This window comes from Paenibacillus selenitireducens (genome assembly GCF_002021565.1).
In the GTDB taxonomy this organism is placed as follows: domain Bacteria; phylum Bacillota; class Bacilli; order Paenibacillales; family Paenibacillaceae; genus Paenibacillus_K; species Paenibacillus_K selenitireducens.
The window spans coordinates 565,205-586,948 of sequence record NZ_MSZX01000003.1; the positions used below are offsets into that span (position 1 = coordinate 565,205).

At 47.4% G+C, this 21,744-nt stretch carries 16 protein-coding genes; 11 read left to right on the forward strand and 5 right to left on the reverse strand.

Annotated features, from left to right (window positions below):
- The first annotated feature begins 136 nt into the window (after positions 1-136).
- From BVG16_RS10315 to BVG16_RS10325, 3 genes are all read left to right on the forward strand, one after another.
- Positions 137-964, forward strand: a complete 828-nt coding sequence (locus tag BVG16_RS10315; RefSeq protein ID WP_078498452.1) for a helix-turn-helix domain-containing protein — start codon at positions 137-139, stop codon at positions 962-964.
- An 84-nt stretch (positions 965-1,048) separates the two neighbouring features.
- Positions 1,049-1,438 carry an RDD family protein gene (locus BVG16_RS10320; protein WP_078498453.1) on the forward strand — a complete coding sequence of 130 codons (390 nt, stop codon included), beginning with the start codon at positions 1,049-1,051 and terminating at the stop codon, positions 1,436-1,438.
- 190 nt (positions 1,439-1,628) lie between these two features.
- A complete protein-coding gene (locus BVG16_RS10325; protein WP_078498454.1) occupies positions 1,629-2,114 on the forward strand; it encodes an LURP-one-related/scramblase family protein in 486 nt (161 codons plus the stop codon).
- On the opposite strand, the gene BVG16_RS10330 is transcribed toward BVG16_RS10325, so the two are convergent.
- Positions 2,111-3,013 carry an AraC family transcriptional regulator gene (locus BVG16_RS10330; RefSeq protein ID WP_078498455.1) on the reverse strand — a complete coding sequence of 301 codons (903 nt, stop codon included), beginning with the start codon at positions 3,011-3,013 and terminating at the stop codon, positions 2,111-2,113. The two genes, BVG16_RS10325 and BVG16_RS10330, sit on opposite strands and share 4 nt — an antisense overlap.
- A gap of 123 nt (positions 3,014-3,136) precedes the next feature.
- Here BVG16_RS10330 and BVG16_RS10335 point away from each other — a divergent pair, with 123 nt between their 5' ends.
- The 4 genes from BVG16_RS10335 to BVG16_RS10355 all read left to right on the forward strand — a co-directional run bounded on the left by BVG16_RS10335 (position 3,137) and on the right by BVG16_RS10355 (position 9,526).
- A complete protein-coding gene (locus BVG16_RS10335; protein WP_078498456.1) occupies positions 3,137-4,033 on the forward strand; it encodes a sugar phosphate isomerase/epimerase family protein in 897 nt (298 codons plus the stop codon).
- A gap of 15 nt (positions 4,034-4,048) precedes the next feature.
- Positions 4,049-5,074, forward strand: coding sequence for a Gfo/Idh/MocA family protein (locus BVG16_RS10340; RefSeq protein ID WP_078498457.1), 1,026 nt, complete (start codon positions 4,049-4,051; stop codon positions 5,072-5,074).
- A gap of 817 nt (positions 5,075-5,891) precedes the next feature.
- Positions 5,892-7,619, forward strand: coding sequence for an ABC transporter ATP-binding protein (locus BVG16_RS10350; protein ID WP_078498518.1), 1,728 nt, complete (start codon positions 5,892-5,894; stop codon positions 7,617-7,619).
- The gene (locus BVG16_RS10355) at positions 7,616-9,526 is read left to right on the forward strand and encodes an ABC transporter ATP-binding protein (RefSeq protein WP_078498459.1); all 1,911 of its coding nucleotides are present in this window, start codon (positions 7,616-7,618) and stop codon (positions 9,524-9,526) included. Before BVG16_RS10350 ends, BVG16_RS10355 begins: the two co-directional genes overlap by 4 nt.
- Before the next feature lie 68 nt (positions 9,527-9,594).
- Here the strand turns inward: BVG16_RS10355 and BVG16_RS10360 are convergent, their stop codons facing one another.
- On the reverse strand, positions 9,595-11,745 hold the full coding sequence (locus BVG16_RS10360; RefSeq protein ID WP_078498460.1) for a YhgE/Pip domain-containing protein: 2,151 nt from the start codon (positions 11,743-11,745) through the stop codon (positions 9,595-9,597).
- Positions 11,746-11,889: 144 nt separating this feature from the next.
- On the opposite strand from BVG16_RS10360, the gene BVG16_RS10365 reads away from it, so the two are divergent.
- On the forward strand, positions 11,890-12,564 hold the full coding sequence (locus BVG16_RS10365; RefSeq protein WP_078498461.1) for a response regulator transcription factor: 675 nt from the start codon (positions 11,890-11,892) through the stop codon (positions 12,562-12,564).
- A complete protein-coding gene (locus tag BVG16_RS33325; protein WP_233146985.1) occupies positions 12,561-14,006 on the forward strand; it encodes a sensor histidine kinase in 1,446 nt (481 codons plus the stop codon). The genes BVG16_RS10365 and BVG16_RS33325 overlap by 4 nt, the downstream gene beginning before the upstream one ends.
- A gap of 83 nt (positions 14,007-14,089) precedes the next feature.
- On the opposite strand, the gene helD is transcribed toward BVG16_RS33325, so the two are convergent.
- The 3 genes from helD to BVG16_RS10385 all read right to left on the reverse strand — a co-directional run bounded on the left by helD (position 14,090) and on the right by BVG16_RS10385 (position 17,328).
- Positions 14,090-16,447 (reverse strand): RNA polymerase recycling motor HelD, encoded by a 2,358-nt coding sequence (gene helD, locus BVG16_RS10375; RefSeq protein ID WP_078498462.1) that lies wholly within the window; start codon positions 16,445-16,447, stop codon positions 14,090-14,092.
- A 233-nt stretch (positions 16,448-16,680) separates the two neighbouring features.
- A complete protein-coding gene (locus BVG16_RS10380; protein WP_078498463.1) occupies positions 16,681-17,052 on the reverse strand; it encodes a YxeA family protein in 372 nt (123 codons plus the stop codon).
- 36 nt (positions 17,053-17,088) lie between these two features.
- Positions 17,089-17,328 carry a PLDc N-terminal domain-containing protein gene (locus BVG16_RS10385; protein ID WP_078498464.1) on the reverse strand — a complete coding sequence of 80 codons (240 nt, stop codon included), beginning with the start codon at positions 17,326-17,328 and terminating at the stop codon, positions 17,089-17,091.
- Positions 17,329-17,599: 271 nt separating this feature from the next.
- On the opposite strand from BVG16_RS10385, the gene BVG16_RS10390 reads away from it, so the two are divergent.
- On the forward strand, positions 17,600-20,755 hold the full coding sequence (locus BVG16_RS10390; RefSeq protein WP_078498465.1) for an efflux RND transporter permease subunit: 3,156 nt from the start codon (positions 17,600-17,602) through the stop codon (positions 20,753-20,755).
- 13 nt (positions 20,756-20,768) lie between these two features.
- On the forward strand, positions 20,769-21,650 hold the full coding sequence (locus tag BVG16_RS10395) for a TetR/AcrR family transcriptional regulator (protein ID WP_144027342.1): 882 nt from the start codon (positions 20,769-20,771) through the stop codon (positions 21,648-21,650).
- The last annotated feature ends 94 nt before the right edge of the window (positions 21,651-21,744 follow it).

Genomic DNA, 21,744 nt, shown 5'->3' on the forward strand with positions numbered 1-21,744 from the left:
CATTCCTTTCAATATTTTAATGTCCCATTGAATAGGTATATGCCTAGTGTAGCTAGATACACAGCGTTATAATAGAAAGAGAATCAACTAAAAAATTATAATATTTCACACAAATAGATAGGAGTGAAAGCCCAGCATGGTCGCCTCCATTCAGATCACGACCCCACCGATGCCGTATTATTTGGAGAGCGGAAAAGCGGATTATGTGTCAGGAGATATTCATCCCAATCGGAGGCAATTAGGTGTCTACGATATGCTGCTTGTGGAAGAAGGTTGTCTACATATCGGAGAGAATGGACAGTCGTGGGAGCTGAAACGCGGGGATTCCTTGATATTATTGCCAGACGGGCATCATTACGGAACGGGTCCCTGTACGGAGCGCACCGTCTTTTATTGGGTGCATTTTCAGATTGGCCAGGAAGTCCATTACTCTCGCTTGTTTCCTTATGTCATGCAGCTCCCGAAATTATGGACCTTTCCGAATGCGGGGCAGATGTTCGCACTTGCGGAGCGCCTGATCGCATGCGCAACAATGCGTCGATCGCAGGCGGTATGGCAGGAACAGCAGTTGATGCTGGAATGGCTGCAGCGGATGGACGAAGGGCAGCGGATATCGGATAAGCGAGCGCCAAGCCTATTGCTCGCTGAACAGACGGAAGCGTATATTAAGCAGCACTATACGGAACAAGTATCCAATGAATCGTTAGCCATGGCGTTGCACTTTCATGTGAATTACATAACCCGTTGCATGAAGGAGCATTTCGATTGTACGCCGATGGAATATCTGCACCATTATCGGCTGGAACAAGCTCAGCTTCTCCTTGCGAAGACGGATCGTACCGTAGCCGAAGTAGCGGAACAAGTCGGATATACCTATGCGCCGTATTTTACGACGTGTTTCAAGCAGGCGTTGGGAATAACCCCGTCAGCCTATCGGAAGCAGTTTGTCGAGGATAGGATTTGATGTCTAATTTCTTCTAGCGAAGCATGTTCCTTCATAAGGATAAATGAATCGATCATTTTGGATGAATGAAGGAGGGGGAAATCCGTGAATGCAGGTTTCTGGATCAGGTTAGGAGCTAGTCTGTTGGATGGTCTCATCGTCGGTGTGCCCTTGGCGATACTTTCATACAGCATCACGGGAGGGTACGGGAAGGAATATGTCACAGACCTCTTATCTTTCTTATACACCTTACTTTTGCCCGTGTTCTGGGACGGGTATACGATAGGCAAACGATGTGTTGGGATTCGCATCGTAAAATTAGACGGTTCGCCGCCTACCATTGGAACGATGCTGCTTCGCCAAGTGGCCGCAGGGTTGATCTACGGGTTTACCTTTGGCATTGCCGCTATCATTAGCGCAATTATGGTTGGCGTTCGCGAAGATAAGCGGTCCATTCATGATTTTATAGCAGGAACGGAAGTTGTTTATGCGTAAATGATTTTGCAGGGGACCCTGTAGTTAGGGGTCTCTTTGTCATGTGTGGATGTGTGGTATATAGAATTGTGTGGTATATAGAATAAAGGGGAATCGCATTTTCCTCATTTCCCTATGAATTGGAATGATTTTGAAGTTATTCGCACCTTTTCATTCATTCGGTTCGTATAGAAAATAGGAGGTGCGAAGAATGAGACTCATGTTTCGGGATCGGTTCTTTAGCAGCGGAGAAACGGAAATATTCAGCGAATCGCGGGAAATGTTAGGAACATTGGATTTACGGAGCGCATTCACATCATCGGTGGATGTGTATGATCAGACGGGGGCAATTCGTTGCAACGGCCGATTTCCCATGTTGTCTTACAAGTGGGAAGTAACGGGTCCGCATGGCGAGACACTGGGGCGTTTGCGTGAACGGATGACGTTTTTCTCCAAGAAGTTTACGTATGAAACGGATGGGCGTGGCGACTATGATATCGTCTCGCCGGCATTTTCCAAGGAATATGAAATATTCGATATGCAGGAGCAATTAGTAGCAAGGTTTGAGCAGACCAGCAGCTGGTTCGAATCCGGGGCGTATTGCCTGGATAACCAATCGCCCCGACTTGATGATTACGAACTCGTGGCCGTCATTATGGGGATGCATGAAATACAGCAACGTCATCATCATAACTAAGATCGAAGGGCGTCCTTCCTCCATTGCGAGGGAGCGATGCCCTTATATTGTTTAAATAGCTTCGTAAAATAGTTCGGATTACCGCATCCAATATGCTCGGCAATTTCGGTGACGGTAAGATCACTCTCCAGCAGAAGTTTCTCTGCTGCGTTCACGCGAACAAAATTGATGTATTCGATAAGCGTCGATCCGGTCGTCTTTTTGAATGTTTTGCAGAAATGATAGGGATTCAGATTCACAATCGAGGCGGCTTGTGCCACCGTAATCGGTTCCTGATAATGGGCGTCAATGTATAGCAGAAGCTTCTTGAATCGATCCACATTTCGCGAATGACTCGCTTTTACTTTCTCAGGCAGTTGGTCGGGCATGAATTGACGAGATAATAGGGTGAATAGGATATACATCTGGCTTTTGACTAGAAGCTCATGCCCGCGCTGTTTCCCTTCGAATTCTTGAATGACTTGCTCCAATACAGATTTGAACACCGCATTTGTGGTATCTGTGTGACGAAGCATAATAGGGAATACGAGACTCCCATCCAAGTAAGGGGCAATATAGACAGCATGCATCGGATCCGTTGTTTTGTTGGATTTAAGCAATGCGGCATTAAAGACGATGGCGTAGTAATGTAATGGGCCTATACCAGCACTGTATCCGACATGAAGTGCACCCGACGGAACGATAACGATGTCCCCTGGCCCAGCTTCAAAGGGTTTGCTGTCGATATGAAAAATAGCCCGACCCTCGACCATCAGCAAAATCTCAAAATGTTCATGCCAGTGCATATAGAGCGAGGGGGCTCCCATATTGGAAGGCTCCTGTCGAATTCGAAAGATATTAAACGGATAAGAGGGATCGCTAAAATAAGTATGTTCACGCAATTCCTGAGGATAGGTCATCGTGCCAGCTCCTTATCGCAATATAGAACCTAAAAAGCACAAGATTGTATAGAGAAATATCCAATTAACCACGTTAAAATGGGCTTATGCTTAACACTATACTCAATTTAGGAGTGGTATACAATGAATAGCAACAATCATTTTTTACGTATAGGTACCTTGGTCGGCGGGCATGATGCGGTACGTGTGATACCACAAATTTTACCCCATGGGTTTGAATCTTTTAGTCTTACATTCTGGCAAACCACTGGAGACATTGATCTTGTGGAGACGGCTAAGCGGGTACGCGAGATCGTGGATGAACATGGTGTCGTTATCTCAAGTCTGGGTGTATTCGGAAATCCGCTGACAGGCGAAGGTGGCAATGCTGATACGTTAGCGAGTTGGGAGCGGGTCATCGATCACGCGCATTTGTTCGGTACCGAACTCGTAAGCGGTTTTACGGGGCGATTAACGGATCAACCGATTGATGCGTCCATTCCGCGCTTTCAAGAAGTGTTCGGCGAATTAACGAAACGTGCAGCGGACCGCGGCGTGCGTATTGCTTTTGAGAACTGTAATATGGGCGGCAATTGGTCGACAGGCGATTGGAATATCGCACATAACCCGCAGGCATGGGAAATGATGTTCAACGCCGTTCCGGCCGATAATATCGGTCTGGAATGGGAGCCTTGTCATCAGATGGTAAGTTTGATTGATCCGATTCCACAGCTGCGGAAGTGGGTGGATAAAGTATTCCATGTCCACGGCAAGGACGCGACGATAGCTTGGGACATCGTGAAAGAACACGGCATTCACGGTCCGAAGGATTTCGTATGGCATCGGACACCAGGATTCGGGGATACGAATTGGACGGACGTGATCACGATCTTGCGCCAAGCGGGATATCAAGGAACGATTGATATTGAAGGCTGGCATGATCCCGTTTATCGGGATGAGCTGGAAATGACAGGTCAAGTGCATGCACTTAATTATTTAAAACAATGCCGCGGCGGCTCTTTCGTGCCGAATCCGGTCTAGAGCGGAGGGCGCGGGATGCAGACACAATCCTATCGAGTCGTTGTTGCAGGTTGCGGCGGGATGTCTCACGTATGGATCAAGGACGTGTTGAAGCGGGCAGATGCTGAGGTTGTTGCGCTTGTAGACGTGTATATAGAGAATGCGCAGAAGATCAAAGATACATATCAATTGACATGCGGGATCTATACGGAGCTAGAGCAAGCCATTTCGGAATCGAATGCCAATCTCGTATTGGATGTGACGATTCCAGACAGCCACTTTCACATCAGTACGACAGCGATGAAGCAGGGGTGCCATGTCTTTGGAGAGAAGCCGATGGCGGCGACCATGGAACAAGCGAAAGAGATCATTCAGGTGGCAGAAGCGACAGGCAAGACATTATCGGTGATGCAGAATCGGCGGTATGATTCGAACATTCGCGCATTGCACGAATTGATCCTGGACGGGACGATCGGGAAGCCGGGGATGATCAATGCGGATTTCTTCTTAGGTCCGCATTTTGGTGGATTCCGCGAAGTGATGGAGAGCCCCTTGATTCTGGACATGGCGATTCATACCTTCGATCAGGCGCGGTTTATCCTTGGCGCAGACCCGGTATCGGTGTACTGTCACGAATTCAACCCGCCAGGGTCCTGGTATCAAGGCAACGCCTCCGCCATCTGTATCTATGAAATGTCAGATGGTTCGGTGTTCTGCTACCGTGGTTCATGGTGCGCGGAAGGAGCATCAACCTCTTGGGAGGCGAACTGGCGGATCACGGGCGAGAAGGGGACTGCGATCTGGGATGGAGTGGGCGCACCCTATGCCGAGGTTGTGGCTCCTGGTGATCAAGAAGGTCAATTCCTGCGGGAGACGGTTCGCGTAGAAGCACCGTTCCGCTGGAACGGGAACACAGGGCATGCAGGCTGCTTGGACGAGATGTTCCTAGCGCTTGAACAAGGGCGCCGTGCCGAGACGGATTGCCGCGACAATATCCATAGCATGGCGATGGTGCAAGGTGCCATCGAGAGTGCGAAGAGCGGACAGAAGGTATTCTTGTAAATGTATAGACAACTCCTCATGGATGATTCCGTGAGGAGTTTGTTTTTGGGGGGAGAACGCCAAAACACCAAAACACCAGAACACCAAAACACCAAAACACCAAAACACCAAAACACCAAAACACCAAAACACCAAAACACCAAAACACCAAGACCATTGGACCAATCTATAACGCTAGTGCCCGCATGAGGCTTAGCCCCTACGGTTCTAGGAGCTTATCCGTTGCTATATTGGATTTATCCATTAAGTAGTGCTCAAAGGAGCTCATTTTTCATCCTATAGTGGATAAATCCAATAAAATCACCTGTTTTAACGGTAAAATGAGCGATTTTGGCCGCCTATATTGGGTTCATCCACTATAGGTCAATAGAAGAGGCGTTCATCGCCTGCTATTCTACATTTTTCCAATATAGGACGCATACGTAGAGAAAAACGTATGATTCATCTCTCTCTTCCTCCCCTACCTCCTCGCTAACAAAAAAGACGATTCCTTTGAATGGATTCGGTGTCCGAAGGTTGAGGTTGATTGCATGTTGAAGCCATGGACGGGCTTGGGGGTGTCTGATGGAGAGCGAAGCGATCGCCTTTGTCACGGGGAAATATCCGTTATCTCATCCGATCTAAATTTTCTGGTGACAACAGCGACGGAGTCAGATAACCCCAACCTCAATACCTGGCTTCAACATGCAATGCATCGTCCCCTTTGGCCCGTCCCTTCAACAGAATCGTCTCTTTTGTTTAAACTCAGTTTATATTCCTAACGTACAATCCTCTCATGATCTTGGAAAAATATGAGGGAAAAGAGAGGATGGCAGGAATGATTAGACTGTTTCGGTTTCTCAAACCATTTACGCTCCCGGTTGTGCTGGTACTTGTCTTCGTCTTTTTGCAGACCATGTCCGAACTGTATTTGCCGACGTTAATGGCAGATATCGTAGACAAGGGGATCGTGCAAGCCGATACGACGTATATCTGGCAAATCGGCGCATACATGCTGCTCGTGGCAGCAGGCGGGGCCTTATGCTCAATACTGGCCGCCTATGTATCGTCCCGCGTAGCGACAGGCTACGGGAAAAATTTACGTCACCAGGTGTTTGAGCATGCAGAACATTTCTCACTACAAGAATTTGATAAAATCGGGACGGCATCGCTTATCACACGGGCGACCAATGACATTACACAGGTTCAGCAAGTGTTGATTATGATGCTGCGTCTCATGGTGATGGCACCCATGATGTGTATTGGCGGGATTGTGATGGCGATCTCCAAAGATGCGCAATTGACGTGGGTACTCGCGGTTGTTGTGCCCGTATTGGCACTCGCGATCATCGTCATTGCCATGAAGGGAATGCCGCTGTTCAAATCGATGCAGAAGATGCTGGATAAATTGAACCTCGTCTTGCGTGAAGGATTGACGGGGATACGCGTCATTCGGTCTTTCAATCGCGTGGATCATGAGAAGCAACGATTTCATGAAGCCAATTCGGATTTAACAGATGTAGCAATCCGTGTGAACCGGATTATGGCGTTCATGATGCCGGTTATGATGCTTGTGATGAACTTTGCGACTATCGCGATTATCTGGTTTGGCGGGATTCGTATTGATAACGGAGATATGCAGGTAGGAAATTTGATGGCCTTTATTCAATATGCCATGCAGATCATGTTCTCGCTGCTCATGTTATCGATGATGTTCGTCATGATTCCGCGGGCTTCCGCCTCCGCTGTACGGATTAATGAAGTATTGGATATGAAGCCGGACATTACGGACCCGACGCAAGCGAAGCATCCAAGTGTCCTTCATGGGACGGTGGAGTTCCGGAACGTGACCTTCAACTATCCGGGTGCGGAACAAGCGGCCCTGAGCGATGTATCCTTTACTGCGAAACCTGGTCAAGTGACGGCCATAATCGGCGGTACCGGTTCGGGCAAATCCACGCTAATTAGCTTGATTCCACGGTTCTACGACACGAACGGGGGACAGGTGCTCGTGAATGGCGTGGATGTTCGAGACCAGACGCAGCAAGCGTTGAGAGCACGGGTTGGATTTGTACCGCAGAAGGCGATGTTATTCACAGGGACGGTTGCGGATAACATTCGATTCGGTAAAGAAGAGGCGACAGATGCAGAAGTTGAACATGCTGCACATATTGCGCAAGCAAGCGGCTTTATCGGGGATATGAAAGACGGATATCAATCTTTGATTTCGCAAGGCGGAACGAACGTATCCGGGGGCCAGAAGCAGCGGTTGTCGATTGCACGGGCCTTGGTGCGCAGACCGGAAATCTATATTTTTGACGATAGCTTCTCTGCACTTGATTTCAAGACAGATGCCAAATTACGCGCCGCATTGAAGAACGAGACGACCGAAGCAACGGTGCTTATTGTGGCTCAACGTGTTAGCACGGTCATGGATGCAGACCAAATTATCGTGTTGGAGGAAGGACGGATTGTTGGAATCGGCACACACCGTGAGCTACTGGACACTTCCGATGTCTATCGCGAAATCGTATCCTCTCAACTGTCAGAGGAGGAGATCGCATGAGTGAACAACAACGTACCAGTGGACCAGGTAGACCTGGCGGCTTTGGCGGCGGACCCGGCGGTCGAGGACCTATGGGCGGCGGGCCGATGGGGATGGGCATGCCCGGCGAGAAAGCCAAGAATTTCAAAGGCACGCTGAAACGTTTGATCGGCTACTTGAAGCCTCGACAGACACAGTTAATCCTTGTACTGCTCACCGCGATTTTGAGCACGGTGTTTAGCATTGTCAGTCCGAAGATTATGGGTAAGGCGGTAACGAAGTTATTCGAAGGCGTCGTCATGAAAATGAAGGGCGTACCCGATGCAGCCATTGATTTCACGTATATCAGTCAGATTATTTTCCTTCTGGCAGGGTTATATCTAATCAGTGCGCTGTTCAGTTATGTGCAGCAATATGTGATGGCTGGCGTAGCGCAGAAGGTTGTGTTCGATATGCGCCAGCAAGTGAACGATAAATTGGGTCGTTTGCCATTGAAATATTTCGACTCGCGTACGCATGGGGAAATTCTGAGTCGGGTGACGAACGACGTGGATAACATTAGTACTACGCTGCAACAAAGCTTAACGCAGCTGATTACTTCGATTATTACGATCATTGGTGTCATCGTGATGATGTTAACCATTAGCCCGTGGCTCACGCTCATTTGCATCGTGACATTGCCGCTGAGCTTCCTCGTGACAGCGAAGGTGGCAAAGCGTTCGCAGAAATATTTTATGGGTCAGCAGAAGGCGCTGGGCGAACTCAATGGGCACGTGGAAGAAATGTACACAGGCCACAAAGTCGTGAAGGCATTTGGTCATGAAGAAAAGTCGATGGCGAAGTTCCGTCAGATCAATGAACAGCTGTATGATTCGGGGTGGCGTGCACAATTTATATCCGGGGTCATTATGCCGCTGATGAGCTTCATTACGAACCTTGGTTACGTTCTGGTCTGTGTAGTGGGCGGCGTTATGGTCACGAAGAAATCCATCGAAATCGGAGATATTCAAGCTTTTATCCAATATGCAAGACAATTCGGCATGCCGATTGCGCAGACCGCTAACATTGCGAACATCATCCAATCGACGATCGCATCCGCAGAACGTGTCTTTGAAGTCTTGGACGAAGCGGAGGAAGTGCCTGAAGCGAAGCAGCCGAAGACGCTTGCGAATCCGGAAGGACATGTGTCCTTCGCCGATGTGACCTTCGGGTATAAAGAGGATACGACGATCATTGACCATATGAGCATTGATGTGAAAGAAGGGCAGACGGTCGCGATCGTAGGGCCTACCGGAGCCGGGAAGACGACGCTGATCAACCTGTTAATGCGTTTCTATGAAGTGAATAGCGGTTGCATTACGATCGATGGCGTAGATATCCGGGATATGAAGCGAAGCAATCTTCGCAGCTTGTTCGGGATGGTATTGCAGGATACATGGCTCTTCAACGGCACGATCCGCGATAACATTGCTTATGGTCGTGAGGGCGCAACAGAGCTCGAGATCATCCACGCGGCCAAAGCGGCGCATGCGGATTTCTTTATACGGACGCTGCCAGACGGTTATGATACCGTACTGAATGAAGAGGCTTCGAACATATCGCAGGGGCAGAAGCAGCTCTTGACCATTGCGAGGGCTATACTTGCAGACCCGGCCATCCTCATCTTGGATGAAGCGACGAGCAGCGTGGATACACGTACGGAAGTGTACATTCAGAAGGCGATGAAGGATCTGATGCATGGAAGAACCAGCTTCGTTATCGCGCACCGGCTCTCGACCATTCGTGACGCAGATCTGATCCTTGTGATGAATAAAGGAAGCGTCATCGAGCAAGGAACGCATCATGAGCTTCTCGCGCAAGACGGGTTTTATGCGGATCTATATAATAGTCAATTCACAGGCAAGGCAATTACCCAAGAGGTCGTGTAACGAAATTTCATAATAAAAAGGGGTGTCTCAAGCGAAAGCATTAGCTTCGTTAGAGACACCCCCTTTTTTCAATGAATAATCTTGCTCTCCTTCGCTTTCTTCACGAACCCTGCGCTCATGCGGTTAATCGGCGTTTTCAAAGCCAGCCCAAGCACGAGTGCAATCCCAGCGAATACAAGCATGAGGAGAACATCATGCCAAACGATGTCCCACAGGATGCCTCCCGTTGCTTCTCGCATCATGCTGATCGCGTAGGTGAACGGCAAATAGGGGTGGATCATTTGGAAGAAATGTGGTGTCACTTGGATGGGGAATGTGCCGCCGGCCCCTGCCAATTGTAGGACGAGCAGAATAATGGCCATCGCTTTGCCTACATTCCCAAAGATAGAGACAAGGGTATAGACGATCAGCATGAAGATGATACTCAGGAACATGCCGAATAGTACGAACCACATTTTCTCGACGACATAAACCTTCAGTAAATAGATATCTCCAAGGGTATCGAAAAGGGACTGCAGCATCGCCAATGTCACAAATGTCAAGAAACGGCCGAAATACACATGGTATCCCGCGTATTCGATCCCTTCATGATGCACCTCAACCGTTAATAGCGAGACAAGGAGCAGTGCCCCGACCCATAAGGACAACGTCGTGAAAAAAGGCGACATGCCTGAACCGTAATTCGGAATAGGGAAAAGTTTATTTTCCTTTAACACGACAGGTTGGGCGAAGAACTCGCTTTCCTTCTCGAAGTTGTTTTTCAATAAACTGATGATCTCCGTAATATCTCCCTTTTGCTCCAAGTCCCGGATTTTGTTGGCGAAGTCGGTAATCTTGGATTTAGCGGTCGGGAGTTCCTTGTGGATCGTCTGAATTTCATTTCCCCCAAAGGTTAGCCCTTTACTCGCATCTGTCAGTAATTTGGATATATCGGGAATGCGACCCGAGGCTTTGTTGAGAAGGGCGTTCACTTGATCCGTCGATTTCTTGACTTGATTGATCGTGTTGACGATATTGGGTGTAATATCCGAATCAAATCGTCCAATAATATTGCCTAAATCATCCGATGTATCTTTCGACAGTGTGTTTAAACGATTAATTAATGTATCGGATACGGTCTCTCCGCGATTGACGGCGGCTTGGATCTCAGACACGGTGGACCGCTGTTCCTTAAACTTGGTCAGAATGCGATTCATCCGATCGACATCTCGTTGAAACAGCTTGCCGTGAGTCAGTTGGCTGAGATGCTCGAACCAGGTTTTGACGCTTGTCGAAATAGTAATCGCGCGATCTAGCCGTGTGGCAGCGTGTGTTAATGCTTTGGCAACAGCGGAGGGACCGGCGGTAGCATCCTGAAGGACACCGGTTAACTCCTGCATGGAAAGCGCCGCTTCCTGCAAGGAGCTTAAATCCTGCTTCACATAGGGAGCGATGGCTTCAATCCCTTGCGTGCTATAGCCTAACAAATCACTTACGCCTTTGCTGAATTGCTGGGCTTTGCTAGCGACATCGGAGAGGATCGGCAGGCTTTGCTGCGATTCTTTCACGATTTCTTGTGCCTTAACGACATCGGACGACGCAATATTTAGCACTCTTTCGAATTCAGGGAAGTTCTTCTCCACTTTGAATACGAGGCTTTTTACTTTTTCAATGGTAGGCAGTTCATTACTGAGTTCAACCCCGACCTCATTGAATATTTTGAAAATCGCCCCGTTCGCTTCCTTGACGAAGTTCGAGCTGACCTCGCTAATGATCCCGGATGCGCCGCTGGATGTAATTTTAGGGGAGATGGCATTTATCTTCTCATTGACGTAATAGTCGATTTCCGCTTTGATCGGCTCGTGCGAAATGACCGTAGCTATACGCGCTGAGAAATGCTTGGGAATAATGATACTGGCATAGTAGTCGCCATGTTTGACACCGGAGAGAGCCTTTTTCGTATCGACGAAGGTCCAACCGATTTTATGGTTTTCATGCAAGGACGCGATGATTTCGTCTCCGATATTGACCTTTTTATTTAGAATAGATGCGCCTTCGTCTTCGTTCGATACCGCGATTGCGATCCCTTTGGTGTTGCCGTAAGGATCCCATGAAGCAAGAATATTAAACCAGGCATAGAGAGAGGGGAGGATGATGAGTCCTGTGATAATGATGGCTGCCGGGATGTTCGTACAGATATGTCGGATGTCCGTCCAGAAGATCGTCCAGATTTTTTTCATAGGTCCCCCAGTTTCGATGTTGTGCTGCTGCTTTTGTTCATATTCAGTTTAAATCGATAAGGTATGCTTTATGCATTAGGAAGGAATTCATTTTACTTACATGGAATGTTTCAACAAGAAGCTCGCTATAAAGGGAGAGGTACGATGACGAAAATCATGGTCGTGGACGATGATCCGCATAACGTAGAATTGGTGAAGTTATTTTTAGAGCAGGAAGGGCTTGAAGTTGTTGAGGCAGCGGACGGCGTTGAGGCGCTGGAGAAGCTGGACACCATAAAGGTAGATATGGTCATTCTAGATATCATGATGCCGAATATGGATGGATGGGAGCTTTGTGAGAAGCTGAGGGAGCTCTATGACTTTCCTTTGTTGATGCTCACGGCAAAAGGGGAAACGTCGCAGAAAGTAAAGGGATTTGAACTCGGAACGGATGATTATCTTGTCAAACCGTTCGAGCCCATCGAACTCGTTGTACGTGTAAAGGCTTTGCTCAAGCGTTACCGCATTGAATCCTCCCAGACGATCCAGCTGGGCGATTTGCAGATGAACCGCAAGACATTTGAGATCTCCGTGGGCAACCAGACCATATCGCTGCCGCTTAAGGAGTTTGAGTTGTTGTTCAAGCTGGCGAGCTATCCAGGCAAAACCTTCTCCAGAGATCAGCTCATTGAACAAATTTGGGGGTATGATTACGAAGGAGTGGATCGTACCGTAGATGTGCATGTGAATCGTTTGCGTGAACGCTTCCCTGAAGAGCAGCATGCCTTTCGAATTAGTACGATACGCGGCTTGGGGTATCGGCTGGAGGTACGAGGATGAAATGGTTGAAGTGTACGAAGATCGGGGTGGGTATTCTCCTCTTTATCGGGGTATCCACGATCATCTGGTCTGTAGCATTCATCATTACTTCTTATGTCTATGATCATCGCAACAAAACAGAGGTCTGGGAAGGGATGTTCGATCGAGGTACACAGATTGCCCAAGTCCTGCATTATGTAGCGGATGATCATCGTCGTGAGGTGCTTGAGCAGCTCTCAGGTATGGATCAGTTCCGAATTCTGCTGACCCAACGATCAGGTAATGGCTTGGATGGTGAACTGTATGGGGGAGGAATACCGGCGTACTTGCGTGAACAAGTTGGGGAATCGGAAGTGGCTCGAATCCTGAAAGGCGAGAAGCTGACGTTCTTCCAACGCCCGCATCTGTTGAGCGAAGGTTATCTCACGACAGGACAGCAGGTAACGATTCGCGGAACAACCTATGCCTTGTTATTGCAGCAGGCGACACCTTCCTTGTTCCATGATTATGGGCGGCAGTTGGTTACGATACTTGTCGACTTGGTCTTATTGTTCTTCATTGGCCTGCTGATGCGCGTTCGAGGGGAACCACAGCAATTTATCATCATGCGGTCGATTATTGATGCGCTTCGACGTATTGCTAAAGGTGATTTCAGCGTGAACTTGGATATCAACAGGAATTTCCGTGGTTTTGGGATCTTGGCGGAGAGTGTGAATAGTATGGCAGTAGAGCTCGGTCAGATGGAACAAATGCGGCAGGAATTTATTTCGAATGTGTCGCATGAGATCCAATCGCCGCTCCATTCCATTAGCGGCTTCGCCCGCGCGATGCATAACGATGCATTGACCAAAGAAGAACGAACGCATTATCTGGATATTATCGAGACCGAGAGTCGCAGACTCTCCAAACTCAGCGATAATTTATTGAAGCTTACATCCCTCGAATCCAGCAGTTATCCATTCGAGACCAAACGCTATCGATTGGATCGGCAGCTGCGCAATCTGGTACTTGCATTGGAGCCGCATTGGCTAGGGAAATCCATTGAAATCGATATTACGCTCGAAGAGACGTTTATTGTGGCAGATGAAGACGGCTTAAGTCAGGTGTGGGTCAATCTGATTAGTAATGCGATCAAGTTTACGCCTGTAGGAGGAACGATCGGGATTGATTTGCGGCAGCATGATCAACAGGCCATTATTACGGTAAAAGATGATGGGATCGGCATTGCAGACGAGGATCAAGCTCATATTTTTGAACGGTTCTATAAGGCGGATAAGGCAAGAAACCGTGCGTTGGGCGGCAGCGGCTTAGGGTTGTCGATCGTTAAAAAAATCCTTGATATGCATCATGGCGAGATCGCGGTCCATAGCCGCGTCGGCGAGGGCTCGACCTTCGTTGTTTTGTTGCCGCTTGTTCCCACTGCCCTGGACCAACAACAACGACAAGGGTCTCCACGTGGATGAAATGAGGATCTTTGCCCTCACAAATGTAGTCATATATAAATACCCCCCTTCACCCATGAACTTGGGCAAAGGGGGGTATCATGTTATATCGTCTGATAAGTAGACGTATCCACCTGCGCAACGAAAGGACTAACTTCGCCGAGCGAGTAGAGATGAAGCTTATGCATCGCACGTGTACAAGCCGTGTAGAACAGCTTGCGTTCACGTTCGTGTCGGTATTGATTGGCTGATGCATTGTACAGGATAACTGCGTCGAATTCCATGCCTTTGGCAAGATACGAAGGAATAACAACGGTACCGCCTTCGAATGAGGCCGTTCCCTTATTGATCAACCGAAGGGAATGATCACCTGCCGCAAGAAGTGTCTCATAGGCTTCATGGCATTCGGCAGAGGTCTTGCCGATGATGGCGATGTTCTGTAAGCCTTCTGCTTGCCATGCGGTTACCTGCGCAGTGATTTGTTCAGCGAGATCTGTCTTGGACTTCGCATAGGATAGCGTCGGTTTAGCGCCATCCCGGTTAAACGGTTCGATCTGTTCGCCGCCGGCAATCATACCCTGGGTGAATTCTACGATCGGACGCGTAGACCGATAGCTTCGCTTCAACGCAATGGTCTCCGTATGCTCAGGTTCAAATAGATCGATTAGCGGTTGGAATCCACTATGGTCTGCGGCATGCGCATAAATCGTCTGATTCAAATCACCCAATGCCGTAATTTTGGCGAAAGGGAAGAGCCGTTTCAAGAAGGCAAATTGGAACGGCGAGTAATCCTGCGCTTCATCAATAAAGACATGACGAATCGAAGTGTTGACTTGGAACCCTTCCAATAATTCTTGCAAGTACAAATAAGGTGTAGCATCCTCATAAGGAAGTACTTCTTGATCCATCGCCGTTATGGTCTGCGCGCAGATTTGTTCCCACTCCGCATGGGGAAGTGAAGTGTGGCCATCGAGTCGATCCATCCACTCTGCGTCTGTGAAGAGCTGGCGATACATAGCTGGAACATCAATGAAGCGAAGGAGCTTTACGCGTCGGCGCAGCTTCTTGAACTTTTCCTGTACAACCATGGTTGCTAATAGATCCCGTTCACGGTCAAAGTCATCGAAAGAATTCGATGTAAATTGCTCCTTCTCCCGAAGGCGATGATACACGTCAATGTAATCTTCTTTATCCAGCAGCTCGATCGCTTCTTCTACCCAACGTTTCTTCTTCTCTTGCTTGGCAAGCTTGGTTAACTCACGAAGCAAGAATTCGGCCACCAGCTTCATTCGGTTCGGAATGGACATGGATGGGTCAAGCGCATAGAATTGCTCCGCAATCGCCTCTGCAGAGATCAGTTCACGACCACGGAATCCAATCGCCTTGAATTTCATGCCTCTTTGTTTCAACTGATCGGCGTAGTGTTGAATCAACTGCATATAATGCACCGACGTTTTGTAGCGAATGCCTGCAAGGCGGGAGTCAAAGCTCGGGTCTTCCTCTTCATTTAACGTATATTCCATTTGCTCGAACGGATCTTCTACGCGGAAGGTACGGGATAATTTGCTCTCTAAATATTGTTGGAATGTGGTCTGCTGCATATTGTCTTCCCCAAGCTCGGGGAGAACGGTTGAGACATAGCTGTTGAACATTGGATTCGGTGAAAAGAGGATGATCTGCTCACTCCGCAACGTTCCGCGATACCGATAGAGCAAGTAAGCGACGCGCTGTAAAGCTGCCGATGTCTTACCGCTCCCTGCGGCTCCTTGTACGATCAACAATCGGCTCCGTTCATTCCGAATAATCTGGTTCTGTTCTTGTTGGATGGTGGCGACGATCGTCTTCATCTGCGAATCCGCTTGCTTCCCTAGGACTTCCTGCAGTAATTCGTCTCCTATGGTAACGCCGGTGTCGAACAAACTTCGGATGACGCCATCGCGTATAATAAATTGCCGTTTGATATCCATTGTTCCTTGGATGGTGCCCATCGGCGTCTCATAATGAGCTGGTCCAGGGGGATAGTCGTAGTACAAGCTTGATACCGGCGCACGCCAGTCATACACGAGATACTCTTCCCCATTGGGGTGAAGGAGGGAGGCGATACCGAGATAGATCGGCTCTGAGCTTGAATCTCCCTTTTCTGTAAAATCAATACGACCAAAATATGGGGACTGACGCAGCTTGGTTAAGGTTTTTAATTGCTTCTCGGCTTGTCGGTAGGTTCGTTCACGCTCTTGCAATACCTCCGCCTGCTGTTTCAAGCTCGCATGAGATTCCGCGGATTCTGCAGCATCCTCAAAGTTAACCGTTACATCGTCCCAGAAGTTTTTGCGAATGTCGACGATTTCTTCTTTGGTATCCAGCACTTGGGTTTGCAGGTTCGAAAGCCGATGGTCGATTTCGGCGATGACACGATCCACGCGCTGTTGTTCTTCCTGCCAATCTTGTTCCGCTGTTCCCATGTAATTCGCTCCTTTATAAATGATAAAAATGGACATTGACAGTTTGGAATTCTTCATGCTATAATTATCATAGATAAGAAGAAGTAATAATAGCTCGAATTCCGTTTTAATTTAAAGATTACTCTCCATTTTAACATGGAGAGTTTTTTAGTTCAATACATAATAGAAGAAAGCCCTCGTTATTCCTTGAATAGCGGGGGCTTTCTTTGTTATTTGGTAGTTAGATCCTTTGATTACATTTTGCTGGATACAGTTTGCGGCAAATCCTTCGATTGTACCTCTTCATAGGAAAGGACCTTGTCTGCGCGAATCGATATTTTTAAATAAGCGTCCTTTCGGAGCTCCTTCGAAGCGTTGAATTCAATGTCTTTGGCCTGTCCGTCTTTATTATATCCCGGCAAAGTGTAGGTATACCGTGTATATTCTTGACCTTGGTCTGCTTTGTCATGGATGATTTCGAAATGATCAGCGACTTTGACGAAGTATTCATCTTTCGGTGTAAATGGATTATGCTCAGGGGCATATTTGGATACAGCAGCGGCGCCGCCAAGTACAACAATGAATAGGACTACAATCGCTGTGATGAATTTGGTCGAGCTTTTCATAAAGATGCCTCCTTATAGTAAGGTAATGTATTTTGATTAGACGAAATGGCTGTAATTGGCTTGACGGTCTTGCGGTCGATCTTTGCGTACGACCAGGTAGACGATGATGCCGACGATAGGGAACCAGAATAATACGGCTGCGAGAATCCAAGCGATGGTCCGGTCTTGGTAACGTTCGTTCGCGTCGCGGAATGCCCACACGATTAAGGCGATATGAAGTACGAATAAAGCGGCTGGAATCATGAATAATGCAATACCTGTTAATAAAATGAACATCTAAAATGCCTCCTCTAAAATGATAATAAGTTACGATTTGCATCGGTTGAAGTCGTTCGTTATGGATATAGCATACGGCTTTTTAGTCGAGTGAACGATAGATTTGGCTTTCAGGAAACTTACATCTTTGTAAGACGCCTGTAATTCTACTTGACCCGGTGGTCAAACACTTCAAATTTGATTTTAAAAAATAGTTTAGATATACTAAGTATTGTGTTGACCAATGGGTCAAGTGTTCGAAAATGAGATAGATATAAAGGAGAGGAACCGAGTGAAAAGCATTATTCGTTTTTCGTTAAACAACAAGTTTGCGATCTGGATTTTGACGATCATTGTGACCGTTGCGGGATTGTACGCAGGGATGACAATGAAGCAAGAGACACTTCCGGACTTGGAGCTTCCTGTGCTTCAGGTCATGACAGTGTATCCGGGTGCGGCGCCAGAAGAGGTTGTGGATTCAATCTCGAAGCCGTTAGAGCAGCGGATTAAAAATTTGAACGGTGTGAAGACCGTCACCTCAACATCGATGGAGAATGTTTCCGCGATCACCGTGGAGTATGACTATGGTCAGGATATGGAGAAAGCGGCTGCGGATGTTCGCGAAGCGACGACAACCGTACATTTGCCAGACGGCGCACAAGATACGACGATTTCTCGTATTAGCATGAATGCATTCCCGGTCGTCACACTTAGTGTTTCGGACGAGAAGTTATCCATGGAAGAATTAACCAAAGTCATGGAGAATGACATCAAACCTAGTCTAGAAGGATTAAACGGCGTAGGTACCGTCAGTATTGCCGGTCAGCAGTTGAAAGAAATTGAGTTGAAATTTAATCAAGACAAAATGAAATCACTCGGTTTGTCTGAAGATACGGTAAAAGGAATTGTGCAAGGTTCTGCATTGAATGTGCCTTTAGGCGTGTTCGAAATGGGTAAGGAGCAGAAGACAATTGTTGTTGATGGAAACATTAAGAGCTTAGACGATCTTAAGAATGTAGAGATCCCTGTGATCCCAAGTTCTGCAGGAGCAGGGGCGCAAGGCGCAGCTTCGGCAGGTAATATGGGTGCGGGTGCAGGTGCTGGACAAATGCCGGCAGGTCAAGCAGGCGTGCCAGCAGGTATTCCGACCGTGAAATTAAAGGATATTGCTACGATTGAAATGGTTCAAAAGGCAGATTCCATTTCCCGTACAAATGGGCAAGAATCCATCAGTATTCAGATCGTGAAGGCGGCAGATGCGAATACGGTAGATGTAGTCAATGCCGTGAAGAAGCAAATTACACAATTTGAGTCGGATTATCCGGGCATGAAGATGGTGACGATGCTCGATCAAGGGAAGCCAATCGAGGATTCCGTCTCTACAATGTTGAATAAAGCAATGTTTGGGGCCTTATTCGCGGTTATTATCATTCTGTTATTCCTGCGTAGTTTCCGTACGACGATTATTTCGATTATTTCGATTCCATTGTCATTGCTCATCGGAGTCTTGATTCTACGCGAATTTAATATCACGTTGAACATGATGTCACTTGGTGCGATGACCGTTGCGATTGGACGGGTTGTGGATGACTCGATTGTCGTCATTGAGAATATATACCGGCGGATGACATCCTCTTCGGAGAAACTGAAAGGCAAAGCATTAATTCTGGATGCTACGAAAGAAATGTTCATGCCGATCTTCTCCTCCACGATCGTGACCATTGCGGTATTCTTACCGCTTGCGCTTGTGAGCGGCATGGTCGGCGAGTTGTTCATGCCATTTGCACTTACGATGGTATTCGCATTACTCGCATCCTTGCTTGTGGCCATTACCATCGTTCCGATGCTTGGACATTCGATGTTCAAGAATGGAGTGAAAAATGCAAAGGCGCATCACGACAAACCAGGGAAATTAAGCGGATTTTATAAACGTGTACTCACATGGTGTTTGGATCATAAATTGATCACCTTCGGTGCAGCGATCATCCTGCTTGTCGGCAGCTTGTTCTTAACAAAGGCTGTAGGCGTAAGTTTCTTGCCAAGTCAAGAAGATAAATACGTCATGGTAACCTATACGCCAGCACCGGGCGAGCTTAAAGCTGACGTAGAGCAAGATGCATTGAAAGCGGAAGAGTATATTATGAAACGTGCTGGTGTGGAAAAAATGCAGTACTCCATCGGCAGCAATAATTCCATGATGAGCATGGGCGGCGGTTCTTCGAACTCAGCACTTTTCTACGTTATTTATAATAATGATACGAAAAACTTCGAAGATGAGAAGAAGGCGCTAGTCGAAGGTATTAAACAAGCGACTTCGGTTCAAGGCGAATGGAAGCAAATGGACATGAGCGGCGGCTTCGGCGGCAATCAGATGACGTTGACGGTATATGGCGACTCATTGAATGATATCCAGCCCGTCGTGAAGCAAGTCGAAGATTTGATGCACAAGGATTCAACATTTGATAAAGTGGAATCCAGCATGAAGCAGACCTATGGACAATATACGTTAGTAGCGAATCAAGAGAAGTTGAGCAAGTTAGGATTAACGGCAGGTCAGATTGCTATGAAATTAAGTCCTGTACGGGAACGTCCTGTATTGACTTCTGTGGAAGTCGAAGGTAAGAATTACAATGTATACGTGCAAGTTGATGAAAAGAAATACAAAGGCATTAGCGATATTGAGAATACGATGATCGCTTCGCCGTTAGGCATGCAAGTGCCATTGAAAGATGTCGTTGACGTGAAGGAAGGCGAATCACCAAATACGATTACACGCAAAGATGATCGTATGTTTGTGAATGTGACAGCCGATATTACGACAGCCGATGTATCCAAAGCATCGACAGCGTTGAAAAAGGAAATCGACGCATTGAATCTACCGACATCTGTGAAGGTTGAATTTGGCGGCGTAACGCAGCAAATTAATGAGACGTTCACGCAATTAGGCCTTGCAATGGCAGCGGCAATTGCCATTGTCTACTTCGTTCTTGTCGTGACTTTCGGCGGCGCATTAGCACCGTTAGCTATTCTATTCTCCTTGCCGTTCGCGATTATTGGCGGACTGGTGGCATTGTGGATGGCCAATGAGACCATCAGTGTATCTGCGATGATGGGGGCGCTCATGTTGATTGGTATCGTCGTTACGAACGCCATCGTATTGTTAGACCGTGTTATTCATAAAGAGCGTGAAGGCATGACGACACGAGAAGCTTTACTAGAAGCAGGGGTTACTCGACTTCGTCCGATCTTGATGACGGCTCTCGCAACCATTGGTGCATTGATTCCACTTGCGCTTGGGTTTGAAGGAGCGGGGATCATTTCGAAAGGTCTTGGTGTGACGGTAATTGGTGGACTAACCAGTTCAACGCTGTTAACCCTTGTTATCGTGCCGATCGTGTATGAATTCTTGATGAAATTTAAGAAGAAGAATCAGGAAGAATTGATCTAGGGACGTGTTGTGTGTGAATGAAAAGAGAATGCATATTCTCGAAGCAGCCATGAAATGTTTTGCCCAGAAGGGGTATCATGCGACATCGATGCAAGAAATCGCGGATTCTCTAAAAATCGCCAAAGGATCGTTGTACTTCTACTTCAAATCGAAGGAAGATGTGCTGGTCTCCGCATTCAAGCATTATCATGGTCTGATGGCGCATGAGATTATGATCATTGCGAAGGACCTGCGCCTCTCTCCTCGGGAGAGGTTAATGAAACAATTCACGCTGCAGATGGAACAGTTCATGAAACATCAGGATTTCATAGTCATGATGTTGAATGAGCAGGCATTCCAGATCAACGAGGATATGAAACGCTTCATGTTTACGTCTAAAGCCGAAGCCCTCTATTGGTACTACAATAGCATTCTGGCCATTTATGGGTCCGACGTTGAGGAGTATGCTCTGGACGCTGCGACGATGATTCAGGCGATATCGGGGGATTATATCGGTTATATGATTTTCCATCGGAAAAAGTTCGATACCGAGCACCTTAGTACGTTCTTCATGCATCGACTGGATGATTTAGTGCATGGGCTCATCGAGAAGCAGCAGGCGCCGATCCTCTCCATGGACAACATGGGAGCGTTCATGAAATGCGGCAAAGAGGGATTTGACCACGAAATGACGCAGGTGGAGAGAGAGTTAATCGCGCTAGGACAGGAAATTGCGGAATTGGATACTGAAGTGAAGATCGTTGAAGAAATCACCTCATGTTATCAAGTATTGCAGCAAGAGTGGGCGAAGCCTGAACCACAGCCAATGATCTTGAAAGGACTGCTTGCTTATTTGCGCTCCTTCCGACGGCCAACGCTCAGTAAAAGCTTAGATGTATTAGAATCAGAAATATAGGTTACAACCATTAGGACGATCGCTTTTCCGTAGATAACGGAGAGGCGGTCGTTTTTGTTATTTTGCAGTGACTGGTAGGGGTTCGTGTTCTGTT